The organism is Bradyrhizobium sp. USDA 4452 (genome assembly GCF_054063575.1).
In genome coordinates, this window is sequence record NZ_JBSSGK010000001.1 from 3226601 (window position 1) to 3249380 (window position 22780).

At 64.6% G+C, this 22780-nt stretch carries 17 protein-coding genes and 1 tRNA gene; 10 read left to right on the forward strand and 8 right to left on the reverse strand.

Annotated features, from left to right (window positions below; genetic code table 11):
* Nucleotides 1–164 precede the first annotated feature (164 nt).
* Nucleotides 165–1160 (reverse strand): helix-turn-helix domain-containing protein, encoded by a 996-nt coding sequence (locus ACVISU_RS15525; RefSeq protein WP_456707502.1) that lies wholly within the window; start codon nt 1158–1160, stop codon nt 165–167.
* A gap of 1228 nt (nt 1161–2388) precedes the next feature.
* Between ACVISU_RS15525 and ACVISU_RS15530 the strand changes: the two genes are divergently transcribed.
* Nucleotides 2389–3819, forward strand: coding sequence for a putative bifunctional diguanylate cyclase/phosphodiesterase (locus ACVISU_RS15530; RefSeq protein ID WP_456707503.1), 1431 nt, complete (start codon nt 2389–2391; stop codon nt 3817–3819).
* On the forward strand, nt 3816–4652 hold the full coding sequence (locus ACVISU_RS15535) for a hypothetical protein (RefSeq protein WP_456707504.1): 837 nt from the start codon (nt 3816–3818) through the stop codon (nt 4650–4652). Before ACVISU_RS15530 ends, ACVISU_RS15535 begins: the two co-directional genes overlap by 4 nt.
* A 257-nt stretch (nt 4653–4909) precedes the next feature.
* On the opposite strand, the gene ACVISU_RS15540 is transcribed toward ACVISU_RS15535, so the two are convergent.
* Both ACVISU_RS15540 and cpdR read right to left on the reverse strand, forming a co-directional pair.
* Nucleotides 4910–4984 (reverse strand) — tRNA-Val (locus ACVISU_RS15540).
* A 79-nt stretch (nt 4985–5063) separates the two neighbouring features.
* Complete coding sequence (gene cpdR, locus ACVISU_RS15545; RefSeq protein ID WP_016843340.1) at nt 5064–5423, reverse strand: cell cycle two-component system response regulator CpdR; 360 nt, start codon at nt 5421–5423, stop codon at nt 5064–5066.
* A 305-nt stretch (nt 5424–5728) separates the two neighbouring features.
* Here cpdR and ACVISU_RS15550 point away from each other — a divergent pair, with 305 nt between their 5' ends.
* The 3 genes from ACVISU_RS15550 (at nt 5729) to ACVISU_RS15560 (ending at nt 9015) form a co-directional block, all read left to right on the forward strand.
* On the forward strand, nt 5729–6616 hold the full coding sequence (locus tag ACVISU_RS15550) for an N-formylglutamate amidohydrolase (protein WP_456707505.1): 888 nt from the start codon (nt 5729–5731) through the stop codon (nt 6614–6616).
* 567 nt (nt 6617–7183) lie between these two features.
* Complete coding sequence (gene hisN / locus ACVISU_RS15555; RefSeq protein WP_050405806.1) at nt 7184–7963, forward strand: histidinol-phosphatase; 780 nt, start codon at nt 7184–7186, stop codon at nt 7961–7963.
* 74 nt (nt 7964–8037) lie between these two features.
* Nucleotides 8038–9015 (forward strand): Bug family tripartite tricarboxylate transporter substrate binding protein, encoded by a 978-nt coding sequence (locus tag ACVISU_RS15560; protein WP_456707506.1) that lies wholly within the window; start codon nt 8038–8040, stop codon nt 9013–9015.
* A gap of 2 nt (nt 9016–9017) precedes the next feature.
* On the opposite strand, the gene ACVISU_RS15565 is transcribed toward ACVISU_RS15560, so the two are convergent.
* On the reverse strand, nt 9018–9665 hold the full coding sequence (locus ACVISU_RS15565; RefSeq protein WP_456707507.1) for a glutathione S-transferase family protein: 648 nt from the start codon (nt 9663–9665) through the stop codon (nt 9018–9020).
* A 19-nt stretch (nt 9666–9684) separates the two neighbouring features.
* Nucleotides 9685–10578 carry a LysR family transcriptional regulator gene (locus ACVISU_RS15570; RefSeq protein ID WP_050405804.1) on the reverse strand — a complete coding sequence of 298 codons (894 nt, stop codon included), beginning with the start codon at nt 10576–10578 and terminating at the stop codon, nt 9685–9687.
* A gap of 90 nt (nt 10579–10668) precedes the next feature.
* Here ACVISU_RS15570 and ACVISU_RS15575 point away from each other — a divergent pair, with 90 nt between their 5' ends.
* Nucleotides 10669–11421: a sulfite exporter TauE/SafE family protein gene (locus ACVISU_RS15575; protein ID WP_050405803.1), complete on the forward strand. Its 753-nt coding sequence runs from the start codon at nt 10669–10671 to the stop codon at nt 11419–11421.
* Between the two features lie 70 nt (nt 11422–11491).
* Here the strand turns inward: ACVISU_RS15575 and ACVISU_RS15580 are convergent, their stop codons facing one another.
* Nucleotides 11492–12127 (reverse strand): LysE family translocator, encoded by a 636-nt coding sequence (locus tag ACVISU_RS15580; RefSeq protein ID WP_456707508.1) that lies wholly within the window; start codon nt 12125–12127, stop codon nt 11492–11494.
* A 237-nt stretch (nt 12128–12364) separates the two neighbouring features.
* On the opposite strand from ACVISU_RS15580, the gene ACVISU_RS15585 reads away from it, so the two are divergent.
* Nucleotides 12365–14164: an adenylate/guanylate cyclase domain-containing protein gene (locus ACVISU_RS15585; protein ID WP_456707509.1), complete on the forward strand. Its 1800-nt coding sequence runs from the start codon at nt 12365–12367 to the stop codon at nt 14162–14164.
* 61 nt (nt 14165–14225) lie between these two features.
* A complete protein-coding gene (locus tag ACVISU_RS15590; RefSeq protein WP_050405801.1) occupies nt 14226–14885 on the forward strand; it encodes a hypothetical protein in 660 nt (219 codons plus the stop codon).
* A gap of 26 nt (nt 14886–14911) precedes the next feature.
* On the opposite strand, the gene ACVISU_RS15595 is transcribed toward ACVISU_RS15590, so the two are convergent.
* Nucleotides 14912–15859: an alpha/beta fold hydrolase gene (locus ACVISU_RS15595; RefSeq protein ID WP_456707510.1), complete on the reverse strand. Its 948-nt coding sequence runs from the start codon at nt 15857–15859 to the stop codon at nt 14912–14914.
* A 221-nt stretch (nt 15860–16080) separates the two neighbouring features.
* Here ACVISU_RS15595 and ACVISU_RS15600 point away from each other — a divergent pair, with 221 nt between their 5' ends.
* Nucleotides 16081–16551: an Hsp20 family protein gene (locus ACVISU_RS15600; protein WP_456707511.1), complete on the forward strand. Its 471-nt coding sequence runs from the start codon at nt 16081–16083 to the stop codon at nt 16549–16551.
* A 169-nt stretch (nt 16552–16720) separates the two neighbouring features.
* On the opposite strand, the gene ACVISU_RS15605 is transcribed toward ACVISU_RS15600, so the two are convergent.
* Complete coding sequence (locus ACVISU_RS15605) at nt 16721–17500, reverse strand: hypothetical protein (protein ID WP_456707512.1); 780 nt, start codon at nt 17498–17500, stop codon at nt 16721–16723.
* A gap of 472 nt (nt 17501–17972) precedes the next feature.
* On the opposite strand from ACVISU_RS15605, the gene gltB reads away from it, so the two are divergent.
* On the forward strand, nt 17973–22736 hold the full coding sequence (gltB, locus tag ACVISU_RS15610; protein ID WP_456707513.1) for a glutamate synthase large subunit: 4764 nt from the start codon (nt 17973–17975) through the stop codon (nt 22734–22736).
* Nucleotides 22737–22780: the final 44 nt, after the last annotated feature.

Below are 22780 nucleotides of genomic sequence, written 5' to 3' on the forward strand. Positions count from 1 at the left end.
CAGCGCCCGCTCGACTGCCCCACCAATGTGCCCCCGAGTCGTCATAGACAAAAATGATAGACAGATATTCACCAACGTCACTCAGCAGGCCGTCCAAATAACGCGCAGATCGTCTCACAAGTTGAATGATTTACTGGATGCACCGTGTGGTATTGCAAAAAATTTCAACCGGCAGTTGACCGGCGGCGCACGCGTTCACGCATCTCGCGCGGACTGACGCCGAACTCGCGGCGAAACGCGCGCGTGAAATCCGACGCCAGCTTGAAGCCGTGCCGATAGGCGATCTCCTGCACCTGCCTGTCGTTGGATGCGACCAGTTCTGCGTGTGCTGCACGCAACCGCTTGCGCAGGATATAGCCGGCGACGCCGCCAACGCTCTCGAATGCACGGTAGAGGGCAGAGCGCGAGATCCGTAATTGCTGCGCAATGCGATCCGGCGTCAGATCGAAGTCGCCGAGATGCGTCTCTATATAAAGACGCGCACGCTCGAACAGCACCGACTCGATCGCGCCGCGCGCCTGATCCAGCCGGTCCGAGGACAGCTGGATGCATGCGGCGATCATCTGCGCGGTCGCTCGCCCTGCCTGTTTCAGCTCCTCCGGCGACATCAGGACCAGGCGCGATTCTAGTCTGTCGAGATAGTCGGACAGCAGTTCGATCAGATTGCCCGAGAGCAGGATGTTGCAGGCGTCGTTGAGCTGATCGGCCACGTCTGCGAATGACCGGCGCGGCAAGGCGAGCACCAGGCCATCATAACCGGTGATGCTGCCGCGGAAATCGTCGTCGAGCGAGATCAGGAACATCGCGCCCGGTCCGGCATGAATCCGCCGCTCTGCGGTTTCGAAGCGGGCCTCGCCGGAGCGCAGGCGGAACAACCACCAGATATCGACCGGCGCGCCCTGCGAGGGCTCGATGACGCGCGCGAACGTTTGATCGGCAACGCGTCCTGACGTGAAGACGACGTCGGTCATGTTGCAGGTCAGGTATTCCACCTCGAACCCCTGTGCGGGACTGTAGCCATCGGGCGGCGCGACGTCGATCAGCGAGGCCATGCGCGTCTTCCAGACCTCGAACTGTTCCGACGGCGGATAGAGTCGTGTCGTGAAAAGCCGCGGTACCGCCGGGACGATGTCCCTGATGTTCCGAGGTTCGCGCGGCAAGGGAACTTGTTCCAGGAGCTTCGCTGCGCTCCCTGGCCTATTGTCGTCTTCTTGCATGTAGTTTCGTCCCCCGTTGTCGCGACGAACGTCGTTTCAACGGAGGCGCATTCCCAAGGTTGCGTCGCCGGCCGCTGGCGGGCAGGCGATTTTCAGGCGGACAAGGAAGCAGCATTTTCGGATACGGACGCCAACCGCTTACACCGGCCGCTCCTGATAGGGCCGATGCGTCCTGCGGCAGTCGTGCTCACACATGGTCTTCATCATCGTCGCGTCATAGCCGGATCCGCTGCGGTTGTTTCACCGCCGCGTCGGCTTCGCTCATTTAGAGAACAATCTGCGCGAGAACCAGAGCGGCGGCAACGCACGCCGCAAGGAAATCCAAGATTGCATGCGTGCGATGCGATCGGGCAACGCATCGTCGCGGAGACTTCAGAGAATGGTCTCGATCTTCGCGCTGAGACGAGATGACTGTTGCGAGAGCGCAGCAACCTAAGCACGGTACATGACACAGCACGAATCCCGCGCACGGGATTCGCGTCGACAACGCCAGAACACGCGTGCCTAATCATGCGGCATTCCAACAGCGCAACGTGAATGCGATCGATGGGAACAGAGCACGCGCGCCCCACGAGGCGTGCGCATGTTGTGGCACGTTGCGGCATTCGCGTCTGAACGTCGAGATGACGAAAGTAACAATGGCTCATTACTTTCGTCGATGAACACGCGCGCGGCGCCGGCGGCACGGGGCCTGATCGCCGGCACCCGCAACACCAATGCGTTCCTCGATCGGGCGCGGCCCGGCTAGGTCTTGTCTTGCCCGATCCAATCGAGCAATGCCCTCGTCATGGAACGCCGCCGTTGGCAGGCGACGCAGATCGGATATGCATTCGGATATCCGAGGAAGATGTCGGCTGCTTCGGTGCTCGACGAAAGTCGCAACAAATGGGCCGCGCCCCTGTCGTAGATTTGTAACCATCTTGCAAATCGTGACCGCGCAAAAGTCGCGGGCAGCCTTCACGCAACCTTTTGCAAACTCCAGACTGCCTACCATCACCGGCATATTGTAGTGATAGTGGGGACGGGAATGGCTGGGCTGCGGCCGAATATCCCAATACGACTCGGGACTGCATTCAGGGAACAGCATTCGGACGTTGAGCGTGATCCCGCCGTTCCATCGGTCGGAACAAACCCGGAGGTCGAGCGCCTGCGCGGCGTCATTGCACGCCTGATGCATACGGCCGCGCATGACCAGCTGACCGGCCTTCCGACCCGCAGCCTGCTGCTCGAGCGGCTGGATCTTGAACTGGCGCGCGAGGCCGATGACGGCGCGCGGATCGCGGTTCTGTTCGTCGATCTCGACAACTTCAAGCTCGTCAACGATTCACTCGGCCATAGCAGCGGCGACGAGGTGTTGTCCGAGATGGCCCGGCGTATCCTTGGCTGTCTCGGACCGGAAGATACGGCGAGCCGGTTCGGCGGCGACGAGATGGTGGTTCTCCATCCGCGCGCCTCGGACCGCTCCGGAGTGGACCTCGGCAAGCGGATCCTCAGCGCGCTGGCGGAGCCGATCCTGCTCTCCGGCAAGGAAGTCGTGGTATCGGCAAGCGTCGGGCTCGCGCATTGCAAGCCCGGCACGAAGTCCGCCGAACAATTGCTGCGCGAGGCAGACACCGCCCTCTACGCGGCAAAGGTCCGCGGCCGTGCGCGATTGGCCGAGTTCAACGACGAGCTGCATGCCCGCGCCGAGAAGCGCGTTCAAATCGAATCCGATTTGCGGGCGGCGCTGCGGGAATCGCAGCTGTTCGTCGAGTATCAGCCGCAGGTCCGTCTGAAGGATGGCTGTGTCGTCGGCGTCGAGGCGCTGGTGCGCTGGCGGCATCCCGAGCGTGGCATCATCTCGCCCGCCGACTTCATCCCTGTCGCCGAGGAATGCGGGCTCATCGTCAGGATCGGACGGCAGGTGTTGCAGGAATCCTGTCGCCAGCTCGCCCAGTGGACGAGGCTGATGCCGGGCTGCCGGCTGGCCATGACCGTGAACGTCTCGCCCCGCGAGATCGCGGAGCCGACCTTCATCCAGGAGCTCCGCCAGGTTCTCGCCAGCACCCACGTCGATCCGACCGCCCTTTGTCTCGAAATCACCGAGAGCGTCATGATGAGCGCCCCGGACGAGGTCGTCCAGGTGCTCGATCAGATCCGGCAGCTCGGCGTGTTCGTCGCGATCGACGATTTCGGCACCGAGCACTCATCGCTGTCGCGCCTGCGCGACATGCCAGCCGAAGTCCTGAAGATCGATCGCAGCTTCATCGACGGTCTCAGCAGCGAACCGGGCGATACGGCGATCGTATCGTCGATCCTGAGCCTGGCTTACGCGATGGGCAAGCACACCATCGCCGAGGGGGTGGAACGGCGTGAGCAGGCGGCAATGCTGCTCCGCATGGGGTGCGACGTCGCCCAGGGCTATTTCTTTTCGCGGCCGGTCGCCGCCGAACAGATCGCGCCGATGCTGACCAGGGCACTCTGGCATCCGAGTTCGGGACGCGCGCTGCATGCTGCGCAGCCGGTGGAAGGACCGGTTCGGCGCGGCCATCATTATTTCATCGACGAATTCCTCGATCACATCGGGGCGCCCATGGGCACCAAGGCGACGGTCTCGCGATGATGTATCTCGTCATTGGTCTCAGCAATCTGGCGATCGGACTGGCTTACGCGGGCCTCGGGCTGTTGTCGGTCTGGGAAACGGTCAGCCTGCATCGATACCGCGGCTGGTCCCGCTTCGGCATCGGATTTTCGATGATGGCTGCAAGCTGCGGGCCGCATCACCTGGTGCACGGCTTCCAGGTGCTGCAGGGCGAAAGCGTGTCCGGGTCGATGCTCGCCGTCACGCTGCTCGGGCTGCCGGCAGGACTCACATTCGTGTTCCTGCGGTTCGAGACGATATTGGGTGGTCAGGGTGAGCGAATGATGACCCTCTCGCCGCATCGCGCGATATTGCTGGTCGGCGGCTTCGCCATCACGGCAGGCTGGCTCGCAGCCTGGGCGATGGCCCAGCCCGGCGCAAACATTCCGTTCCTTTGCACGTCAGCCGATCTTGCCGCGCGCGTTGCGTTCCCAGGCACCTGGATCGACGTTGCCTCGGCCACGTTCTACGCCAACGTGTTCGTGACCGTGACTTACGGCCTGGTCGGCTGGTACCTGGCTGACCATCAGGTGCGCCGCTATCTGGCGACCGGCGTCTGGTCGCTCTCCGGGACCGCGCTGGCGGGCGTCTTCTTCTCCTGCGCGCTGATCCATCTCATCGACGCCACGACTTACGGCAGCGGATCGATGCTCGTCTTCGACCTGATCGGCATTCCCGCCTCGGTTTATTTCCTGTGGGTCGTCGAGCAGCTGCACAGCGACTCCGTGCTGGACTGGAATCGGCGTCCGCTGGTCGGCGCCGCGGCCGCGCCGGCACGGCCCTCACCCTGGAGCGGCAGGAACCTGCAGCACTGAATCACCGCCGCGCCAACAATCTCGATGTCGTCGCGGCGAACGCAGTGACGGCGCCGGAAGATGCCGCGGCTTCTCGGCTCAAGCACAAGCGTCTCTGGAATATTGGATCACCGCATGCGCAGGTGACGACACCGCGCTGCCCCCGCATCGTCGTGATGGCGAAGCGCAGCTTGCCGAGCCGTAGCTCGCAGCCAAAGGCCCGCCTTCGCCCTTTGGGCTTCGGCGTGGCATCCTTCTCTCGCCGCGCGAGCGAAGGATGGTGGGTGCGACAGGGATCGAACCTGTGACCCCTACCATGTCAAGGTAGTGCTCTCCCGCTGAGCTACGCACCCAAAGCCGTGTTTGGATCGGGTCCCTATAACGGACCCGGACGGGGCAGGCAAGGATACAAAGTGAAGGTTTTTTGGCGAATCAGGCCGCCAGCAACTTGTTCACTTCGCTAACCAATTCCCTCAGGTGCACCGGCTTGGCCAGCACCTTGGCGTTTTTCGGCGCCTCCGAATCGGAATTGAGGGCCACCGCGGCAAAGCCGGTGATGAACATGATCTTGATATCGGGATCGAGTTCCGAGGCACGGCGCGCCAGCTCGATGCCGTCCATCTCGGGCATCACGATGTCGGTGAGCAGCATTTCGAACGGCTCCTCGCGCAGCCGCTGGTAGGCCGACATGCCGTTGTCGTGCGGAGAGACCTTGAAACCGGCATTTTCCAGCGCCTTGACCAGGAAGCGGCGCATATCGGTGTCGTCTTCGGCGAGAAGAATTTTCGGCATGGCAGGGATCGTCGAATCCGGCTTGAGGAGCAGTCCGAACAATAAGCCCGACAGAGGGTAAATTTCGGGTGAAATTTGCGTCAAGCCAGCGGCAAATGCGCGCCAGCCATTTGTGGACCGAACCACGCATCGAATCAACCTTGTGCGGCATTTCACTCCTTTAAGAGGCGTTCCAGGCGGCGCCACACTCTTTTCACTTGGCAGAATGATCGCGATTACCGACAATGCCCGCCCATAAATCTCCGCTTTTCCGGCAGAATCAGTTCTTGCGGGGCGAGGCGGACGCAAGGGACGGCGCCAAGGGAATGACCGAATTTGCTGGCGAGTTGTCGCCCCCGTTCGAGATCGTTGAGCCGCAGGCCTGGCGCGCGCCGATCATCTTTAATTCCCCGCATTCTGGCTCGGTCTACCCGGCCGAATTCCTCGAGGCGTCGCGAATCGACGTGGCGTCGCTGCGCCGCTCCGAAGATAGCTTCATGGACGAGTTGATCGCCGGCTTGAGCGATCGCGGCTTTCCCATCATCCGGGTCAACTTCCCGCGTTCCTACGTCGACGTGAACCGCGAGCCCTACGAGCTCGACCCGCGCATGTTCACCGGGCGGCTGCCGAGCTTTGCCAACACCCGCTCGATGCGAGTGGCCGGTGGGCTGGGCACCATCCCGCGCGTGGTCGGCGACGGACAGGAGATTTATCGCGAGCGGCTCGACGTTGACGAGGCGCTGCGGCGGATCGAGGTGCTCTACAAGCCCTATCACCGTGCATTGCGCCGACTGATCAACAAGGCGCACCAGGCGTTCGGTGCCATGATTTTGGTCGATTGCCATTCGATGCCGTCGGTCGGGGTATCGCGCGACGAGCCGCGCCGGCCCGACATCGTGATCGGCGACCGCTACGGCACGAGCTGCGCGCCGCTGCTGCCCGACCTGGTCGAGGAGACCATGGGTTCGCTCGGCTATTCGGTCGGCCGCAACAAGCCCTATGCCGGCGGCTTCATCACCGAGCACTACGGCAATCCGGCAAGCGGCCTGCACACGGTGCAGATCGAGCTCAACCGCGCGGTCTATATGGATGAGCGCCAACGCGAGCGCGGACCGCGCTTCGCCCAGGTAGCGGCCGACTTCGCGGCGCTTGCCGATGCGCTTGCGAAAATTCCGTTCGGAGATCTCGGCCCGTTCCAGGCGGCGGCGGAGTAAATTGTTCATCGGGCACCGTGGTGACGATGAAGGCATGAACTTCGAATTCAAATTGGCGACGCGACAAACGCCGAATTGGATTCTCAATTCACTCGCGGAAAGACGACCCCAAGAAAAAAGGGCCGCTTGAATGAACAAGCGGCCCAAGTCTAGGGAGGAAACGCCCAAGGAGGGCAGCGATAGCGCGAGGCGCTACCGCACCGCAACAATATGCGACCGCGCTGCACAAAACGCAAGAACTTTCGAAACATTTCTTCTGTAATGTTGGTAAGTCTGGCGAAACTGCAACACGGCCGAAAGGCCAAATTAAGATGTTGAATATCAATATCTTACGCGAGAAATCGAGATCGGACAGCGTTCAGCGCATAGCTTGTATACCAGAACTCGCAACTTCGTGATCCGCCGCGAAGCCAGAGAGACTTTCGAATCGAAGCCAAATCGAAAGTCCCGGAACCGGGTCATCGGGCTGGGATAACACTCTGTTAATCGTGCGCGCCGCATCGGATTGAGCTAGGCAAGATCGCATCCAGCTTCTAACGCGACGTTTGCGCATTTCAGGGACACGCCGTGACGGTCATCGACTTTACCGCCTTCATCGGCCGCCTCGCGACCGCATCCGGCGAAACCATTCTACCTTTCTTCCGCACCTCGCTGTCGGTCGACAATAAAAGCTCGAACGATTTCGATCCGGTCACCGAGGCCGACCGGGCCGCCGAAGCGGTCATGCGGCGGCTGATCAAGGCGAACTTCCCCCAGCACGGCATCGTCGGCGAGGAGTTCGGCAATGAGCGGGAAGGCGCCGACTATGTTTGGGTGCTCGACCCCATCGACGGCACGAAGTCGTTCATCGCCGGCTTTCCGATCTGGGGTACGCTGATCGCGCTGCTGCACAAAGGTACGCCGGTATTCGGCATGATGCACCAGCCCTATATTGGCGAGCGGTTCTCCGGCGACAACGGCTCGGCGAATTACTCCGGGCCGTCGGGCGGGCGGCGGCTCTCGGTACGGCGCTGCACCTCGCTGAAGGAGGCGACCGTCTTCACCACGAGCCCGCTGCTGATGAATCCGGATGACCGCGCCCGCTTCGGCCGCGTCGAGCACGCGGCGCGCCTGTCGCGCTACGGCGGCGACTGCTACTCGTATTGCATGCTCGCAGCCGGCCATCTCGACCTCGTGATCGAGACCGAGCTGAAACCCTACGACATTGCCGGCCTGATCCCGATCGTCACCGGCGCCGGCGGCGTCGTCACCACCTGGGACGGCAAGCCGGCGCAAGCTGGCGGCCGCATCATCGCAGCCGGCGATCCGCGCGTGCACGAAGCCGCGATGAAGCTGCTCAACGCCTGAGCTTCGTCGCCCGATTCTTCGGTTGCCGGGCGATTGATCTGCGCCCATCCTGACCGCAACGAGAAAAGTCAGGGATGGGCGACATGACGATGTGCGGCAGGCTGCTGGCGGCCATTCTCCTGCTTCTCGCGCCCGTTGCGACTTCGGCTGAGGAGTTCCACGCCAAGCCTGTCCGGCTGATCGTGCCGTTCCCGCCCGGCGGCCCGAACGACATCATCGCGCGGGTGATCGGGCAGAAGATATCGGAACTGGTGAAGCAGCCGATTATCGTCGACAACCGCGCCGGCCAGGGCGGCGTGCTCGGCACCGATGCGGTCGCGAAGGCCTCGCCCGACGGCTATACGATTGCGATCGCGAGCGCCGGCGCGCTGGCGATCAGCCCGAGCATGGAGAAGGTCGCCTACGACACGCTGAATGATCTCGCGCCGGTGACGCTGGTCGCGACCGTGCCGGAGATGCTGGTGGTCGCCACCGACGTGCCGGCAAAGAGCATGAGCGAGCTGGTCGCGCTCGCCAAGGCGCAGCCGGGCAAACTCAACTTCGCCTCCTCCGGCCCCGGCAGCCTGCCGCATCTGGCGTGCGAATTGTTCAAGCTGACGGCCAAGATCGACATCGTCCACGTGCCCTATCGCGGCGCGGCGCCGGCGGTGAACGACCTCCTGGGGCAGCAGGTGCAGATGACCTTCCTCGACCTGCCGGTGATCCTGCCGCAGATCAAGGCCGGCTCGTTGCGGCCAATCGCGCTCGGCGGCCGCGAGCGTGCTCCGACCGCACCCGACGTTCCGACTACGGCGGAAGTCGGCATGCCCGACCTGATCATCGAGAACTGGTACGGCATGGTCGCGCCCGCCGGAACGCCGCTCGAGATCGTCGCAAAGCTGAACAAACTCGCCACCGATGCGATGGCTGATCCGGCGGTCAAGGCAAAGCTCGCCGCGCAGGGCCTGACGCTGGCCGGCGACACGCCGGAGCATTTCCGCGATTTCATCGCCGCCGACATCAAGCGATGGGCGAAGGTGATCCAGGACGCCGGCGTGATAACGGCGAAGTAGGTTTAGTAATCGAGCCGGCCACGCAGCTCCTCGAACGGGATCATGACGTGCTGACGAAACGGCGGGCGCTGCTGCAGCCTCTGATACCAGCTCTCGACCGCCGGCAGCGGCGGTCGCGCGATCTCGAGCCCGAAATAGCGATAGAGCGAAGTTCCCGCGGTGATGTCGGCGAGCGACGGCGTCTCGCCGAGCAGGAACGGCGTCGCCTCGAGAAGCCGTTCGAGCTTGGTAAAATGCCGCTCGCAGCGGGCGAGCGCCTTGTGAATGGCCGGCCAGTCGCGCTGGCTCTCGGGTGTGCGGAAAAATCCCCAGAACACGCCGCCGAGAAAATCCGGCTGCAGCGCGGTCTGCGACCAGTCCATCCAGCCATCGACCCGCGCCCGGATGACAGGATCATCGGACCAGAAGCGGCCGTTGCCGTAGCGCGCGGCGAGGTAGCGCAGGATGGCGTGGGATTCCCAGACGGTCGCATCGTGATCCCTGACGACAGGCACGTGGCCATGCGGGTTCATCGCGAGGAATGCCGGCGCATCGAGCCCGCCGAACGCGCCGCCGGCATCGATGTGCTCGTGTGCCAGATCGAGTTCGCCGATCAGCCACATCACCTTCTGCACGTTGAACGAACTGCGTCGTCCCCAGACCCTGAGCATTACACTCTCCCCGGCTTCGTCAGCGCTGCGCTTCGGCCCGCAAATATTCCACCAGCTGCTTGGCCGCTCGCGGCAGCGCCTTGAAGCTGCGCGCGCAGATCGTCAGCCGGCGGTTGGCCCAGGCGTCGCGGATCCTGATCGTCGTGATCGGCATCGCCGCCGCGCAGCGCCGCGCCGCGGTTTCCGGGATTACCGCGATGCCGACATCGGCGGCGACCATCTGGCAGATGGCGTCGAAGCCGCGCAGGCGGGCGCGGAAGCGCAGCCGCGCACCAAGTTTCGCCGCGTGCCTGGAAATATGGACCTGCAGCGCGGACGTTGCGGTGAGACCGACGAAATCGCGGCCAACCACCTCCTGGAAGTCGATCTGGCGGCGGCCGCCGAGATCGCTGCGCCGCGACGCCACCAGCATCAGGCGGTCCTCGCTGAACAGGAATCGCTCGACGCTGTCAGGCAGCGCGTGTTCGGCGGCGAAGCCGAGGTCGGCGGCGCCGCTGGCGATCGCGGTCGCGATGTCGGTACTCTCGCGCTCCTCGACGTCGACGCTGATATCGGGATGTTCGTGCAGGAACGCCGCCAGCGCCCGCGGCAGGTGCTCCGACAGGCCCGAGGTGTTGGCGAGCAGCAGCACGTTGGCGCGGACGCCGCTGGCATAGGCCGCGAGATCGCTCTGAAGAGCCTCGACATTATGCATCACGATCCGCGCGTGACCGAGCAGGCTCTCGCCCGCCGCCGTCAACTCGACGCCGCGACGGCCGCGCTTGAGCAGCGCGACGCCGAGCGCCTCCTCGAGACCTTTGATCCGCTCGCTGGCCGAGGCCAGCGCAAGATTTGCGCGCGCCGCGCCCTGCGTGATACTGCGCGCGTCGGCAACCGCGATGAACAATTGCAAGTCGATCAGGTCGAACCGCATGACGTTTCCCCGCCCGCCTTCGGGTGATCCGAAGGCTAACTCCGTAAGCTCCAGATTGTGCCGATCGGCACGATCGGTCAATGTGCAGCCATGGTCGACCATCTCCTGATCTTCATCGCCTTCGCCTTCCTGCTCGCCGGCTTCGTCAAGGGCACTCTCGGCCTCGGTCTGCCGACGGTCGCGATGGGGCTGCTGGCAACCACGATGGCGCCGGGTCAGGCGATTGCGATCGTGATCGTGCCGGCGATCGTCACCAATATCTGGCAGACCTTCGTCGGTCCCTTTCTGCGCGACATCCTCAAGCGGCTGTGGCCGCTGATGCTCGGCACCGTCTTCGGAATCTGGATCAATGCCGGGCTGTTGACCGGGCCGTACGCGGCCTACGGAACCGTCGTACTCGGCGCGCTGCTGGTGATCTACGCGATCGTCGGCCTGAGCCGATTCAACTTCAAGGTCAGACGGCGCGACGAGAAATGGATCGGCGGCATCGTCGGCGTCATCACCGGGCTGATCTCGGCGGCAACCGGCGTCCAGGTCATTCCCTCAATGCCGTTCATGCAGGCGATCGGCATGGAGCGGGACGAATTGGTGCAGGCGCTCGGCGTCTTCTTCACCACGGCGACCATCGCGCTTGCCTTCAACCTCACGGCCTCGGGCCTGCTGACGGCGGCCACCGCGCTGCCGGGCGCGGTGGCGATGGTGGCGTCGTTCACCGGCATGTTCATCGGCCAGGCGGTCCGCACACGGATGCAGCCAGACGTCTTCCGCCGCTGGTTCCTGATCTCGATGATCCTGCTCGGCATCTATCTGGCGGGCAGCGCGCTGCTCAAGATCCACGGCTAGCGCTTCTTGTTTGACGCGTTTTCTTCACGCGAACCGGTAGCCACTTCGCTCGAAAACGCTCTGGCGACGGCTAGCGCACCTCCAGCATGGCAACGCGGACGCCGAGATAGATGAAGAGCGCGCCGAGCGAGCGGTTGATCCAGGCAATCACGCCGGTCGATTGCCGGATGCGGCCGGCAGCCCGTGCCGCGAAGGCGGCGAGGCCGAGGCACCACAGCGTACCGCCGGTGATGAAGATCAGCCCGAGCACCAGGAAGGCGAGCGTCTTGTGGGCTGAGTCCGCCGCCACGAATTGCGGCAGGAAAGCCAGGAAGAACAGGGCCACCTTGGGGTTGAGGACGTTGGTCAGCGCTCCCTGCCAGAACACGCGCGAGATCGAGGTCTCGCCGTCCTGCCCGGCGGTGTCCGCGACCGGCTTGGCGCGCGACAGCAGCATCTGCAGCCCGGTCAGCACCAGATAGGCCGCGCCGATCAGCTTGACGGCCAGGAACGCGGTCGACGACGCCATCAGCAGCGCCGACAGCCCGATCGCCGCAACCAGCACGTGGACCAGGCAGCCGCAGCTGATACCGATCGCCGCAGCGGCTCCGCCACGCCATCCGTGCTGAATCGTGCGTCCTATGATATAAGCGGTATCCGGCCCCGGCGTGACGTTGAGCAGCAGCCCGGACAGGACAAACAGCCAAAGCTCGTGAATTCCCAGCATCTCGGCCACATTAACCCATGTAAGTAACGACCCTGAAAGGAAGGTCCCAACCTGCGCCATCCCGGCGACACACGAATTCAGTAGAGAAACGGACTGTACGATCCGTTGGTCGCATGCCAATTCCTGCTACTATGCATTATAGGTGCACGTAAACCGAGCTTCCGCCGGACCCGGCCTGTCTTGTAAGTATCGGATTCGGTCACCTCGGCTAAGTGGCCATTCCAGGGCACAGGAGACATGGAAAGACGGCTCGCTGCCATTCTTTGCGCTGATATCGCCGGCTATTCCCGCATGATGGGAGTCGACGAGGCGGGGACGCACGCCTCGTTCAAGGCGCACCGCAGTGCGATCTACCCGATCATCCTCAACCATGGCGGCCGAATCGTCAAAAACACCGGCGACGGCTTCCTGCTGGAATTTCCGAGCATCATCGGCGCGATCGAGGCTGCCGTCGCGATGCAGACCCTGATGGCCGAGCGCAACGAACATCTGCCCGCCGACCGCGCCATGCATTTCCGGATGGGCGTCCACATGGGCGACGTCATGGCCGACGAGGACGAGGTGTTCGGCGACGACGTCAACATCGCAGTCCGCCTCGAGACCGTCGCCGTGCCCGGCGGCATCGCAGTGTCGGACAAAGCCCGCACCGAGGCGGGACGGCGACTCGCCGTCACCCTGGTCGATGCCGGGCCGCACCGTTTCAAGAACATCGCCGAGCCGGTCCATGTCTGGACCTGGGCGCCGGCCGGATCGGATCTCCAGGACAAGGCGCCGGACGACGGCCCGCATCTGCCCGGGCAATACCGGACCGCGATCGTCGGCGTGCTGCCGTTCGACAACCTGAGCGGCGGAGCCGACGAATATTTCTCCGACGGCCTGACCGAGGATCTGATCCACGCGCTGTCGCTGCAATCCTTCTACCGCGTGCTGAGCCGCAACTCGACCTTCGCCTACAAGGGCAAGAACGTCTCGACCCGCCTGATCGCGCGCGAAATCGACGCGACCTATCTGATTCAGGGCTCGGTGCGCCGCGCCGGCAACAAGATCCGCGTCTCCGCCGAGTTGATCGCGCCCGAGAAGGGCGAGCAGCTGTGGACCGGCCGCTACGACCGCGACATGGGCGATCTGTTCGCGATGCAGGACGAGATTACCGCCAACCTCTCCGCGGCGGTGGCCCAGGAGATCTACCGCGCCGAGGCCTCGGCACCGGCACGCTCGCCGAACGCCGAACTGACGGCGTGGGACCGCTTCCTGAAGGGTCTGTCGCACTATTATCACCAGACCAAGGACGATTGCGAAACCGCGATCGCGCTGTTCAAGGAGGCGATCGAGCTCGACCCCGCACTGTCGATCGCGCGCGCCTATCTCGCGCTGATCCAGATCCAGAGTGTCCAATTCGGCTGGATTCCGAGCACCCGCGAATTGTGGGCCTCGTCGGTGAGCCTCGCCGAGAGCAGCGTGCGGCTCGACCCGCGCTCCTCGTTCGCATTTTCGCTGCTCGCCTATCTGCATGCGATGCAGGGCCACTATGAAGCCGCGATGGACGCCATCAAGCGGGCGATCGAGCTCAATCCCTACGACATGGGCGCCCGCGGCGTGCTCGGGATCTGCCATATGGTGATCGGCGACCATCGCAAGGCGGTCGATCTGTTCTCGACCGCGGTCCAGCGCGGCAACAGCGATCCGCGCTACCAATGGGCCGCGCTGAATGCGTTCAGCCATTATCTGCTTGGGCAATATGACGCGTCGCTGTCGTGGTCGCGCGAGGGATTGTATCTCAACCCGAACCATCTGCAGTGCCTGGCCGTGCGCGCCGCCGCGCTCGCCCAGCTCGGCCGCGCCGACGAAGCCGCGCAGGCGGCCGAGGCGCTGCTCGCCAACCATTCCGACCTCACGGTCGAACGTCACCTGCGCAATTTCCACTGGAAGAACCCGGCCGACATCGCGCATTATCGCGAAGGCCTCTTGAAAGCCGGCCTCCCCTTCGGCAAACTCGCTCTGGTTGCATCCACGTCGAAATTCGCCGTCGATTCCTGAGCGAAATTCATCCTCCGGTGATGGATGCCTTTTAAGCTGAAGCTTTTCAGGATGTGGATTGATGCCCGATACGGCTGCAAGCGGGGCGCCCGCCCCGCAGGTTTCCCCTGATAATCCCTGCCCGTTCCTGCGCGCGCTGGTCGCCGGCGCCTATGTCGGCGGTCATGTCGTGCCACTGCCGAAGCTGACCGAAACCATCGACCGCGCCACCGGCAAGACCGGCCTTCCGGCACTGAACGCCGGCGCCAAGATATTCATGGTCGCGCAGATGGCCAACGGCATCGGCCCCTTCAGCCAGATCCGCAGCCTGTTGCAGGGCGCGATCCTCGACGAGTTGCGCAACGGCCCGCTCGACAAGCACGGCGCCGGCTCGCGCATCCTCGACCAGCATGCCGTCGTGCATGAGGACGAGATCGCGCGGCTCGCCACCTTCGGCAGTGACTACAAGGCGCCCGACGGCAGCGTCGAACGCGGGCTGTCGGCCGCCGAGATCAAGACCTTTATGGCGGCAAATTTCCAGCGCGCCAAGGACGAGCATCCGCCATCCTACGCGATCCTGCACTGCTACTATCCGCTGCTGATGCTCGGCGAATGGCCGGTGCTGCTCGACATCATGGGCAAGGGCGAAGGCAAGGACCGCTATCTCAGCGTCGCCGAGGTCAGGACCTTGTTCGTGGAAAAGCGCTTTCCCGACCGCATCGTCGCGTTGCTCAACGGCTGAACCCCGAGCTCACACCAGTCCATCGCTCACTTGAACAGCGGCGTACCCGGCACGAAGGCGTCGAACGCCGCCCAGAATTGCCCGCGGTAGCGATCCTGCTCCTGCAGGATCTCGTGCTTGGAGCCGGCGATCACGAGATGCGAGCCGGCGCGCAAATGATAGGCGAACTCCTCGATCGCCGCCGTCGACACCACCTCGTCATTGCTCGCCGCCAGCATCAGGATCGGCTGGCGGATTTCGGTCGGGTACGTCATGCCGCGGAAGGTGCGCATCGCGGTGAACGCAGTGTCGGCCCAGGCGATGGTCGGCGCCGCGATGCCGAGCGTCGGGTCTTCCTCCAGGATCGCCGCGTTGCGGGCGTGGCGCACCGGGTCGCTGGTGACGGGATTGCCGATGAATGGCGCGAGGCCGACCAACTCGTCGTTGCCGCCCGGAATGTAGCGGCCGCCCTGCCCGGCGAGGCGCATGATCCGCAGCAGCGCGCTCGGAAAAAACGACACGCGCCCGCGCGGCAAGTCGATCATCGGCGCCGACAGCACCATGCGGTCGAACCAGCGCTTGCCGGCATGCGCGACCCGCAACATGACGGCGCCACCCATCGAATGCGCCAGCGCAAAATAGGGCGGCGGACAGTCCGGCAGCACCACCTGCTGCACGAAGGTCTCGACATCGACCTCGTAGTCGGCGAAGTCGCGCACGTAGCCCTTGCGCGGATCGCGCAGCCGCCGCGACGAATGGCCCTGCCCGCGCCAGTCGATCATCGCCACCGCAAAGCCGCGGTCGCGCAGGTCGCGCACGGTCTCGAAATATTTCTCGATCATCTCGCCGCGCCCGCCGAACACACAGACCGTGCCCTTGCGGCCGGGCGGCGGCGCCCAGCGCGCGAAGCGCAGCTCGGCGCCGTCAGGCGTCTTGATGGTGCCACTGACAACGTCGTCCGGAACCGGGTTGGCAGGGATCGAGACGAGCGTCATGCAGGAGACCGAAATGGCGGGGACAGGGTGGGGATCAAGCACGCGGGCGCCGAAAAAAGCTGCGCGGTTTCCGCCTCTTGAACGCGACGTGACTCCTCCCATATCACCTCAATGCAGGCCGCTACCAGTGTTTCGGAACCGGAACATGAGGCTGCACACATCTAAGCCCGGCCCGATGGCGGGCGGGTAACTGCAACAGTCGCTCATTGGAGGACTATACTATGCGTAGCTACGACCTCACTCCGTTCTATCGTTCCACCGTCGGCTTCGACCGCCTCTTCAACCTGCTCGATCAGGTGACCTCGGACGGCAGCCCCGGCTATCCCCCCTACAACATCGAGCGCACCGGCGAGAATGCCTACCGGATCAGCGTTGCGGTCTCCGGCTTCTCGCAAGCCGAGCTTTCGATCGTCGCGAAGGAGAACACGCTGACGATCAAGGGCGAGAAATCCGCCAATGAGAACTCCGGCAACGGCTCGGAAGTGCTCTATCGCGGCATCGCCTCCCGCGCCTTCGAGCGCGTCTTCCAGCTTGCCGATTTCGTGCAGGTGAAGAACGCCTCGCTCGAGAACGGCCTGCTCCATGTCGATCTCGTCCGCGAGATTCCCGAGGCCAAGAAGCCCCGCAGCATTCCGATCGGCGGCGGCGAGAAGGCCCCGGAGGTCGTCGACGGCTCGAAGGTCGCGGCCTAAGCAATGCCCCCGCGTCAGCAGATATTGGCTGAACGCGAAACGCCCCGGGAAAGCGGGGCGTTTTTTGTGTCGGGCTGCCGTAGCCCGGATGGAGCGAAGCGCAATCCCGGGTTGTCCGCCGCGGCGGCACCGTCCCGGATTACGCTTCGCTCCATCCGGGCTACCGACTTCACTCCAGCCCCTGCACCTTCGGCATTTCCTGGGTCGGCAGGATCGCAGGCGGGGGCGCCGGTGCAGCGGCCTGACCGACGGTCGGAGCTTCGGCTTGCTGAACGGCCTGCGACGCCGTCTGGGTCTCCCCCGGCTTGGGCGTCGCCGCTGCCTGCTCGGCTGGCGCAGGTGCGGTTGCCTGGGCGGGCGCAACGGTCGGCGGGACGGCCGCCTGGGTTGCCGGGGCAAGAGCCTGGGTCGCTGCAGGCGCCTGCGCCTTGGCCGAGAGCGGGCTCCGCTTCGGCACCGGCACGCGGCTGGCGACGTGCGGAATCGGGAGCGGCGGCCGTGGCACCCTCGCCTGGATCGCCCGCGGCATCGGGCCGACCGGGCCGTAGGTCGCGCTCATCTCGTCCTCGTAATTGTCGCCGAGCCGGTAAGCCGGGGTGAAGCGGACGATGTGCCCGTCGCGGGCGTCGATCACCAGCCGGCCGTCGTCGCCGCCCTGGTCGATCACCGAGATCGTGTAGACGAAGCCGCGCTGCTGGGGCGCGCCGAGGGGTAGATAGCCGTTCTCGCGCAGCACGGTGTAGACCTCGACCGGCGGCAACAGGCTCGGGACGCGGCCGAACCGCGGCGGCGGCGGAACCTCGGGCATGGCGGCGTAGGGCCCGTTCATGTCGGATACCCTGACGAGAGCCGGGCTGCCGATCCGGACTGATGTCACCAGCTGCGCCTGGGCCGAGGCCGCGCTGAGCGCGAGAGCGGCGGCTGCTACCGAACCTGTGAACAACTTCATCGCCGTAACTCCTGTCTGGCCGCGCCCCTGGGAGCTTCCCGCTCTCTTGCCGGCTTGCCAGGCAAAATTTCAGTTTGAATTCCGGCGGTCCTTGGTCCCTCCTTGGGCCAGATCACGGCGTGTTTGCTTCGAATCAGGGGCGCGGCGGGCTCCGCCGAGCCGTTCGTTTCGAGCATGCGGGCGAGGACTTCCTCGCGCTTGTGTGATAGACAAAAATTTGGCAAGGTCGATGTTAGGACAGTAAGGCTGTCTCAATTTCGAGGCCATTCCGGCATAGGGATTGCAACGAAACCTCGGCGCCCCGGGCTCCGAGAATGCTGCAGGCAGGGCCGTCCCCCAGGGGACGTTGAAACGCCCATCGTCTGAATTTAGGAAAATGCGGCTCGCGGCGGACGAGCGGTGGCCCGGTGGGTGCCGCAACGTCCAAGGTGCGCCAAATGCGGTGAGGCCCCTTACGAAAGGGAGAGGACACATGAGCGGGTCGGAATTCGAGCGCGAAACCATCGTGGCAGGCATGCTGTCGGCGACCGCGGACTCGAAAGCCGCCGATGCCGCGCATGATGCGTCCTTTGGACCGCACACCCCCGAGCTTCACACCTGGCGCCCGCAGGCCGAAGGTCTGTACGACCTGAGCCTGGAGAAGGACTCCTGCGGCGTCGGCTTCATCGCCAACATCAAGGGCCAGAAGTCGCATCAGATCGTCTCCGACGCGCTAAGCATCCTGTGCAACCTCGAGCATCGCGGCGCCGTCGGCGCCGACCCGCGCGCCGGCGACGGCGCCGGCATCCTGGTGCAGATCCCGCACGCCTTCTTCGCGCGCAAGACCGCCGAGCTCGGCTTCAAGCTTCCGAAGCCCGGTGAATACGCCATCGGCGCGCTGTTCATGCCGCGCGATGCCGCGTGGCGGAACGTGATCAAGAGCATCATCGCCGACGAGATCAAGAACGAGGGCTTCAAGCTGCTCGGCTGGCGCGACGTGCCGTCGGACAACTCGTCGCTCGGCGTCACGGTGAAGCCGACCGAGCCCTATCACATGCAGGTCTTCATCGGCCGCAACAATGCGGTCAAGACCGAGGACGATTTCGAGCGCCGGCTCTACATCCTGCGCAAGTCGATCTCGCAGGCGATCTATCAACGCCGCGACCGCGGCATGGCGGGCTATTATCCGTGCTCGCTGTCGTGCCGCACCGTGATCTACAAGGGCATGTTCCTCGCCGACCAGCTCGGCAAGTACTATCCCGACCTGCATGAAGCGGATTTCGACAGCGCGCTGGCGCTGGTGCATCAACGCTTCTCGACCAACACCTTCCCGACCTGGTCGCTGGCGCATCCCTACCGGATGATCGCCCACAACGGCGAGATCAACACGCTGCGCGGCAACGTCAACTGGATGGCGGCGCGGCAGGCTTCCGTGCATTCGGAGCTCTACGGCAAGGACATCAGCCGCCTGTGGCCGATCTCCTATGAAGGCCAGAGCGACACCGCCTGCTTCGACAACGCGCTCGAATTCCTGGTGCAGGGCGGTTACTCGCTGCCGCACGCCGTGATGATGATGATTCCGGAAGCGTGGGCTGGCAACCCGCTGATGGATGAGCAGCGCCGCGCCTTCTACGAATATCACGCCGCGCTGATGGAGCCGTGGGACGGCCCGGCTGCGATCGCCTTCACCGACGGCCGCAAGATCGGCGCGACGCTCGACCGCAACGGCCTGCGTCCCGCGCGCTATCTCGTGACCAAGGACGATCGCATCGTGATGGCGTCCGAAATGGGCGTGCTGAAGATTCCGGAGGACCAGATCGTCACCAAGTGGCGGCTGCAGCCCGGCAAGATGCTGCTCGTCGACCTCGAGCAGGGCCGCCTGATTCCGGACGACGAGATCAAGGCCGACCTCGCCAAGAGCCATCCCTACAGCGACTGGCTGCACCGCACCCAGATCCAGCTCGAGGAGCTGCCGGATGCGCCGGCCAAGGGCGTGCGCTCCAACCTGCCGCTGCTCGATCGCCAGCAGGCGTTCGGCTACAGCCAGGAAGACATCAACATCCTGATGACGCCGATGGCCTCCACCGGCGAGGAAGCCGCCGGCTCGATGGGCAACGACACGCCGATCTCGGCGCTGTCGGACAAGCCGAAGCAGCTGTTCACCTACTTCAAGCAGAACTTCGCGCAGGTCACCAACCCGCCGATCGACCCGATCCGCGAAGAGATCGTGATGAGCCTCGTCTCGATCATCGGGCCGCGGCCGAACCTGTTCGACCTGCAGGGCGTCGCCTCGACGCAGCGCCTCGAAGTGCGGCAGCCGATCCTGACCGATGCGGACCTCGAGAAGATCCGCTCGATCTCCGACGTTCCCGAGACCCACTTCAAGTCGCGCACGCTCGACACCACCTTCCACGCCGGATTCGGCGCGGCGGGCATGGAGCAGGTGCTCGACGAGCTCTGCGCGCGCGCGGAGGGCGCGGTGCGCGAGGGCATCAACATCATCATCCTGTCGGACCGCATGACCGGCACCGACCGGATTCCGATCCCGTCGCTGCTCGCCTGCGCCGCCGTGCATCATCATCTGATCCGCACCGGCCTGCGTACCTCGGTCGGCCTCGTCGTGGAGTCGGGTGAGCCGCGCGAAGTGCATCACTTCGCCTGCCTCGCCGGCTACGGCGCCGAAGCCATCAACCCCTATCTCGCGTTCGAGACCATCCTCGCGATGAAGGACCGGCTGCCCGGCGCGCTCGACGACTACGAGATCGTCAAGCGCTACATCAAGTCGATCGGCAAGGGCCTGCTCAAGGTGATGTCCAAGATGGGCATCTCCACCTACCAGTCCTATTGCGGCGCGCAGATCTTCGACGCGGTCGGCCTCAAGGCCGATTTCGTCGCCAAGTACTTCGCCGGCACCCACACGCGGATCGAGGGCGTCGGCCTCGGCGAGATCGCCGAGGAGACCGTGCGGCGCCACACCGACGCGTTCGGCGACGGCCAGATCTACAAGAGCGCGCTCGACGTCGGCGGCGAATATGCCTACCGCACCCGCGGCGAGGACCATGCATGGACCGCGGAATCGGTCTCGACCTTGCAACATGCCGTGCGCGGCAACTCGCTGGAGCGCTACCGGGCGTTCGCCAAGATCCTCAACGAGCAGTCCGAGCGTCTGCTGACGCTGCGCGGCCTGTTCCGGATCAAGAGCGCCGAGGACGACAAGCGCAAGCCGGTCAAGCTCGAGGACGTCGAGCCGGCCAAGGAAATCGTCAAGCGCTTCTCCACCGGCGCGATGTCGTTCGGCTCGATTTCGCGCGAGGCGCACACCACGCTCGCGATCGCGATGAACCGGATCGGCGGCAAGTCGAACACCGGCGAAGGCGGCGAGGAATCCGACCGCTTCAAGCCGCTGCCCAATGGCGACAGCATGCGCTCGGCGATCAAGCAGGTCGCCTCGGGCCGGTTCGGCGTGACGACGGAATATCTCGTCAACTCCGACATGATGCAGATCAAGATGGCGCAGGGTGCCAAGCCCGGCGAAGGCGGCCAGTTGCCCGGCCACAAGGTCGACGCGACGATCGCCCGCGTCCGGCACTCGACGCCGGGCGTCGGCCTGATCTCGCCGCCGCCGCATCACGACATCTACTCGATCGAAGACCTCGCTCAGCTGATCTACGACCTCAAGAACGTCAATCCGGACGGCCAGGTCTCGGTCAAGCTGGTGTCCGAGGTCGGCGTCGGCACGGTTGCCGCCGGCGTCGCCAAGGCACGCGCCGACCACGTGACCATCGCAGGCTTCGAGGGCGGCACCGGCGCCTCGCCCCTGACCTCGATCAAGCATGCCGGCTCGCCGTGGGAGATCGGTCTTGCCGAGACCCATCAGACGCTGGTGCGCCAGCGGCTGCGCAGCCGCATCGCGGTCCAGGTCGACGGCGGCTTCCGCACCGGCCGTGACGTCGTGATCGGCGCGCTGCTCGGAGCCGACGAATTCGGCTTCGCCACCGCGCCCCTGATCGCGGCGGGCTGCATCATGATGCGCAAGTGCCATCTCAACACCTGCCCGGTCGGGGTTGCGACCCAGGATCCGGTGCTGCGCAAGCGCTTCACCGGTCAGCCTGAGCATATCATCAACTACTTCTTCTTCGTCGCCGAGGAAGTCCGCGAGATCATGGCCCAGCTCGGCTACAAGACGTTCGACGAGATGGTCGGCCAGGTCCAGATGCTGGACCAGACCGCGCTGGTCTCGCACTGGAAGGCCAAGGGCCTCGACTTCTCCAAGCTGTTCGTGCGGCAGAAGGAGGAGAAGGGCCAGACGATCTATCACTCGGAGAGCCAGAACCACCATCTGGACGCCGTGCTCGACCGCCGGCTGATCGAAAAGGCGCAAGCCGCGCTCGATCGCGGTGCGCCGGTCAGGATCGAGGAAGAGATCAACAACACCGACCGCTCCGCCGGCGCGATGCTGTCGGGCGCGGTGGCCAAGATCTACGGCCATGCCGGCCTGCCGCTCGACACCATCCATGTCGGCCTGAAGGGCACGGCCGGACAGGCGTTCGGCGCCTGGCTTGCCAAGGGCATCACCTTCGAGCTCGAGGGTGAAGGCAACGACTATGTCGGCAAGGGCCTCTCCGGCGGCTGCATCATCGTCAAGCCGCCGAAGATCTCCGGCATCGTGCCGGAAGAATCGATCATCGTCGGCAACACCGTGATGTACGGCGCGATCGCGGGCGAGTGCTACTTCCGCGGCATCGCCGGCGAGCGTTTCGCGGTGCGCAACTCAGGCGCGGTCGCGGTCGTCGAAGGCGCCGGCGATCATTGCTGCGAATACATGACCGGCGGCATCGTGGTGGTGCTCGGCAAGACCGGGCGCAACTTCGCGGCCGGCATGTCCGGCGGCATCGCCTATGTCCTCGACGAGGCCGGCGACTTCGATAAGCTCTGCAACCTGTCGATGGTCGAGCTCGAGCCGGTGCTGTCGGAGGAGATGATCAACGCCGACACCTATCACCACTCTGGCGATCTCGAGGCGCATGGCCGGGTCGACGTGTTCCAGAACCTGCTCGAGTCCGACGTCGAGCGGCTGCACGTCCTGATCACGCGTCACGCCAAGCTGACCGGCTCGAAGAAGGCGGCCGAGATCCTCGCCGACTGGAAGAGCTGGCTGCCGAAATTCCGCAAGGTGATGCCGGTGGAGTACCGCCGCGCGCTGAAGGAAATGAAGGCCAACGCCGACGCCGAGCCGAAGATCGCGATCGGCGCGTAGTATCACCGGGCGTCATTCCGGGGCGCGCCATCGGCGCGAACCCG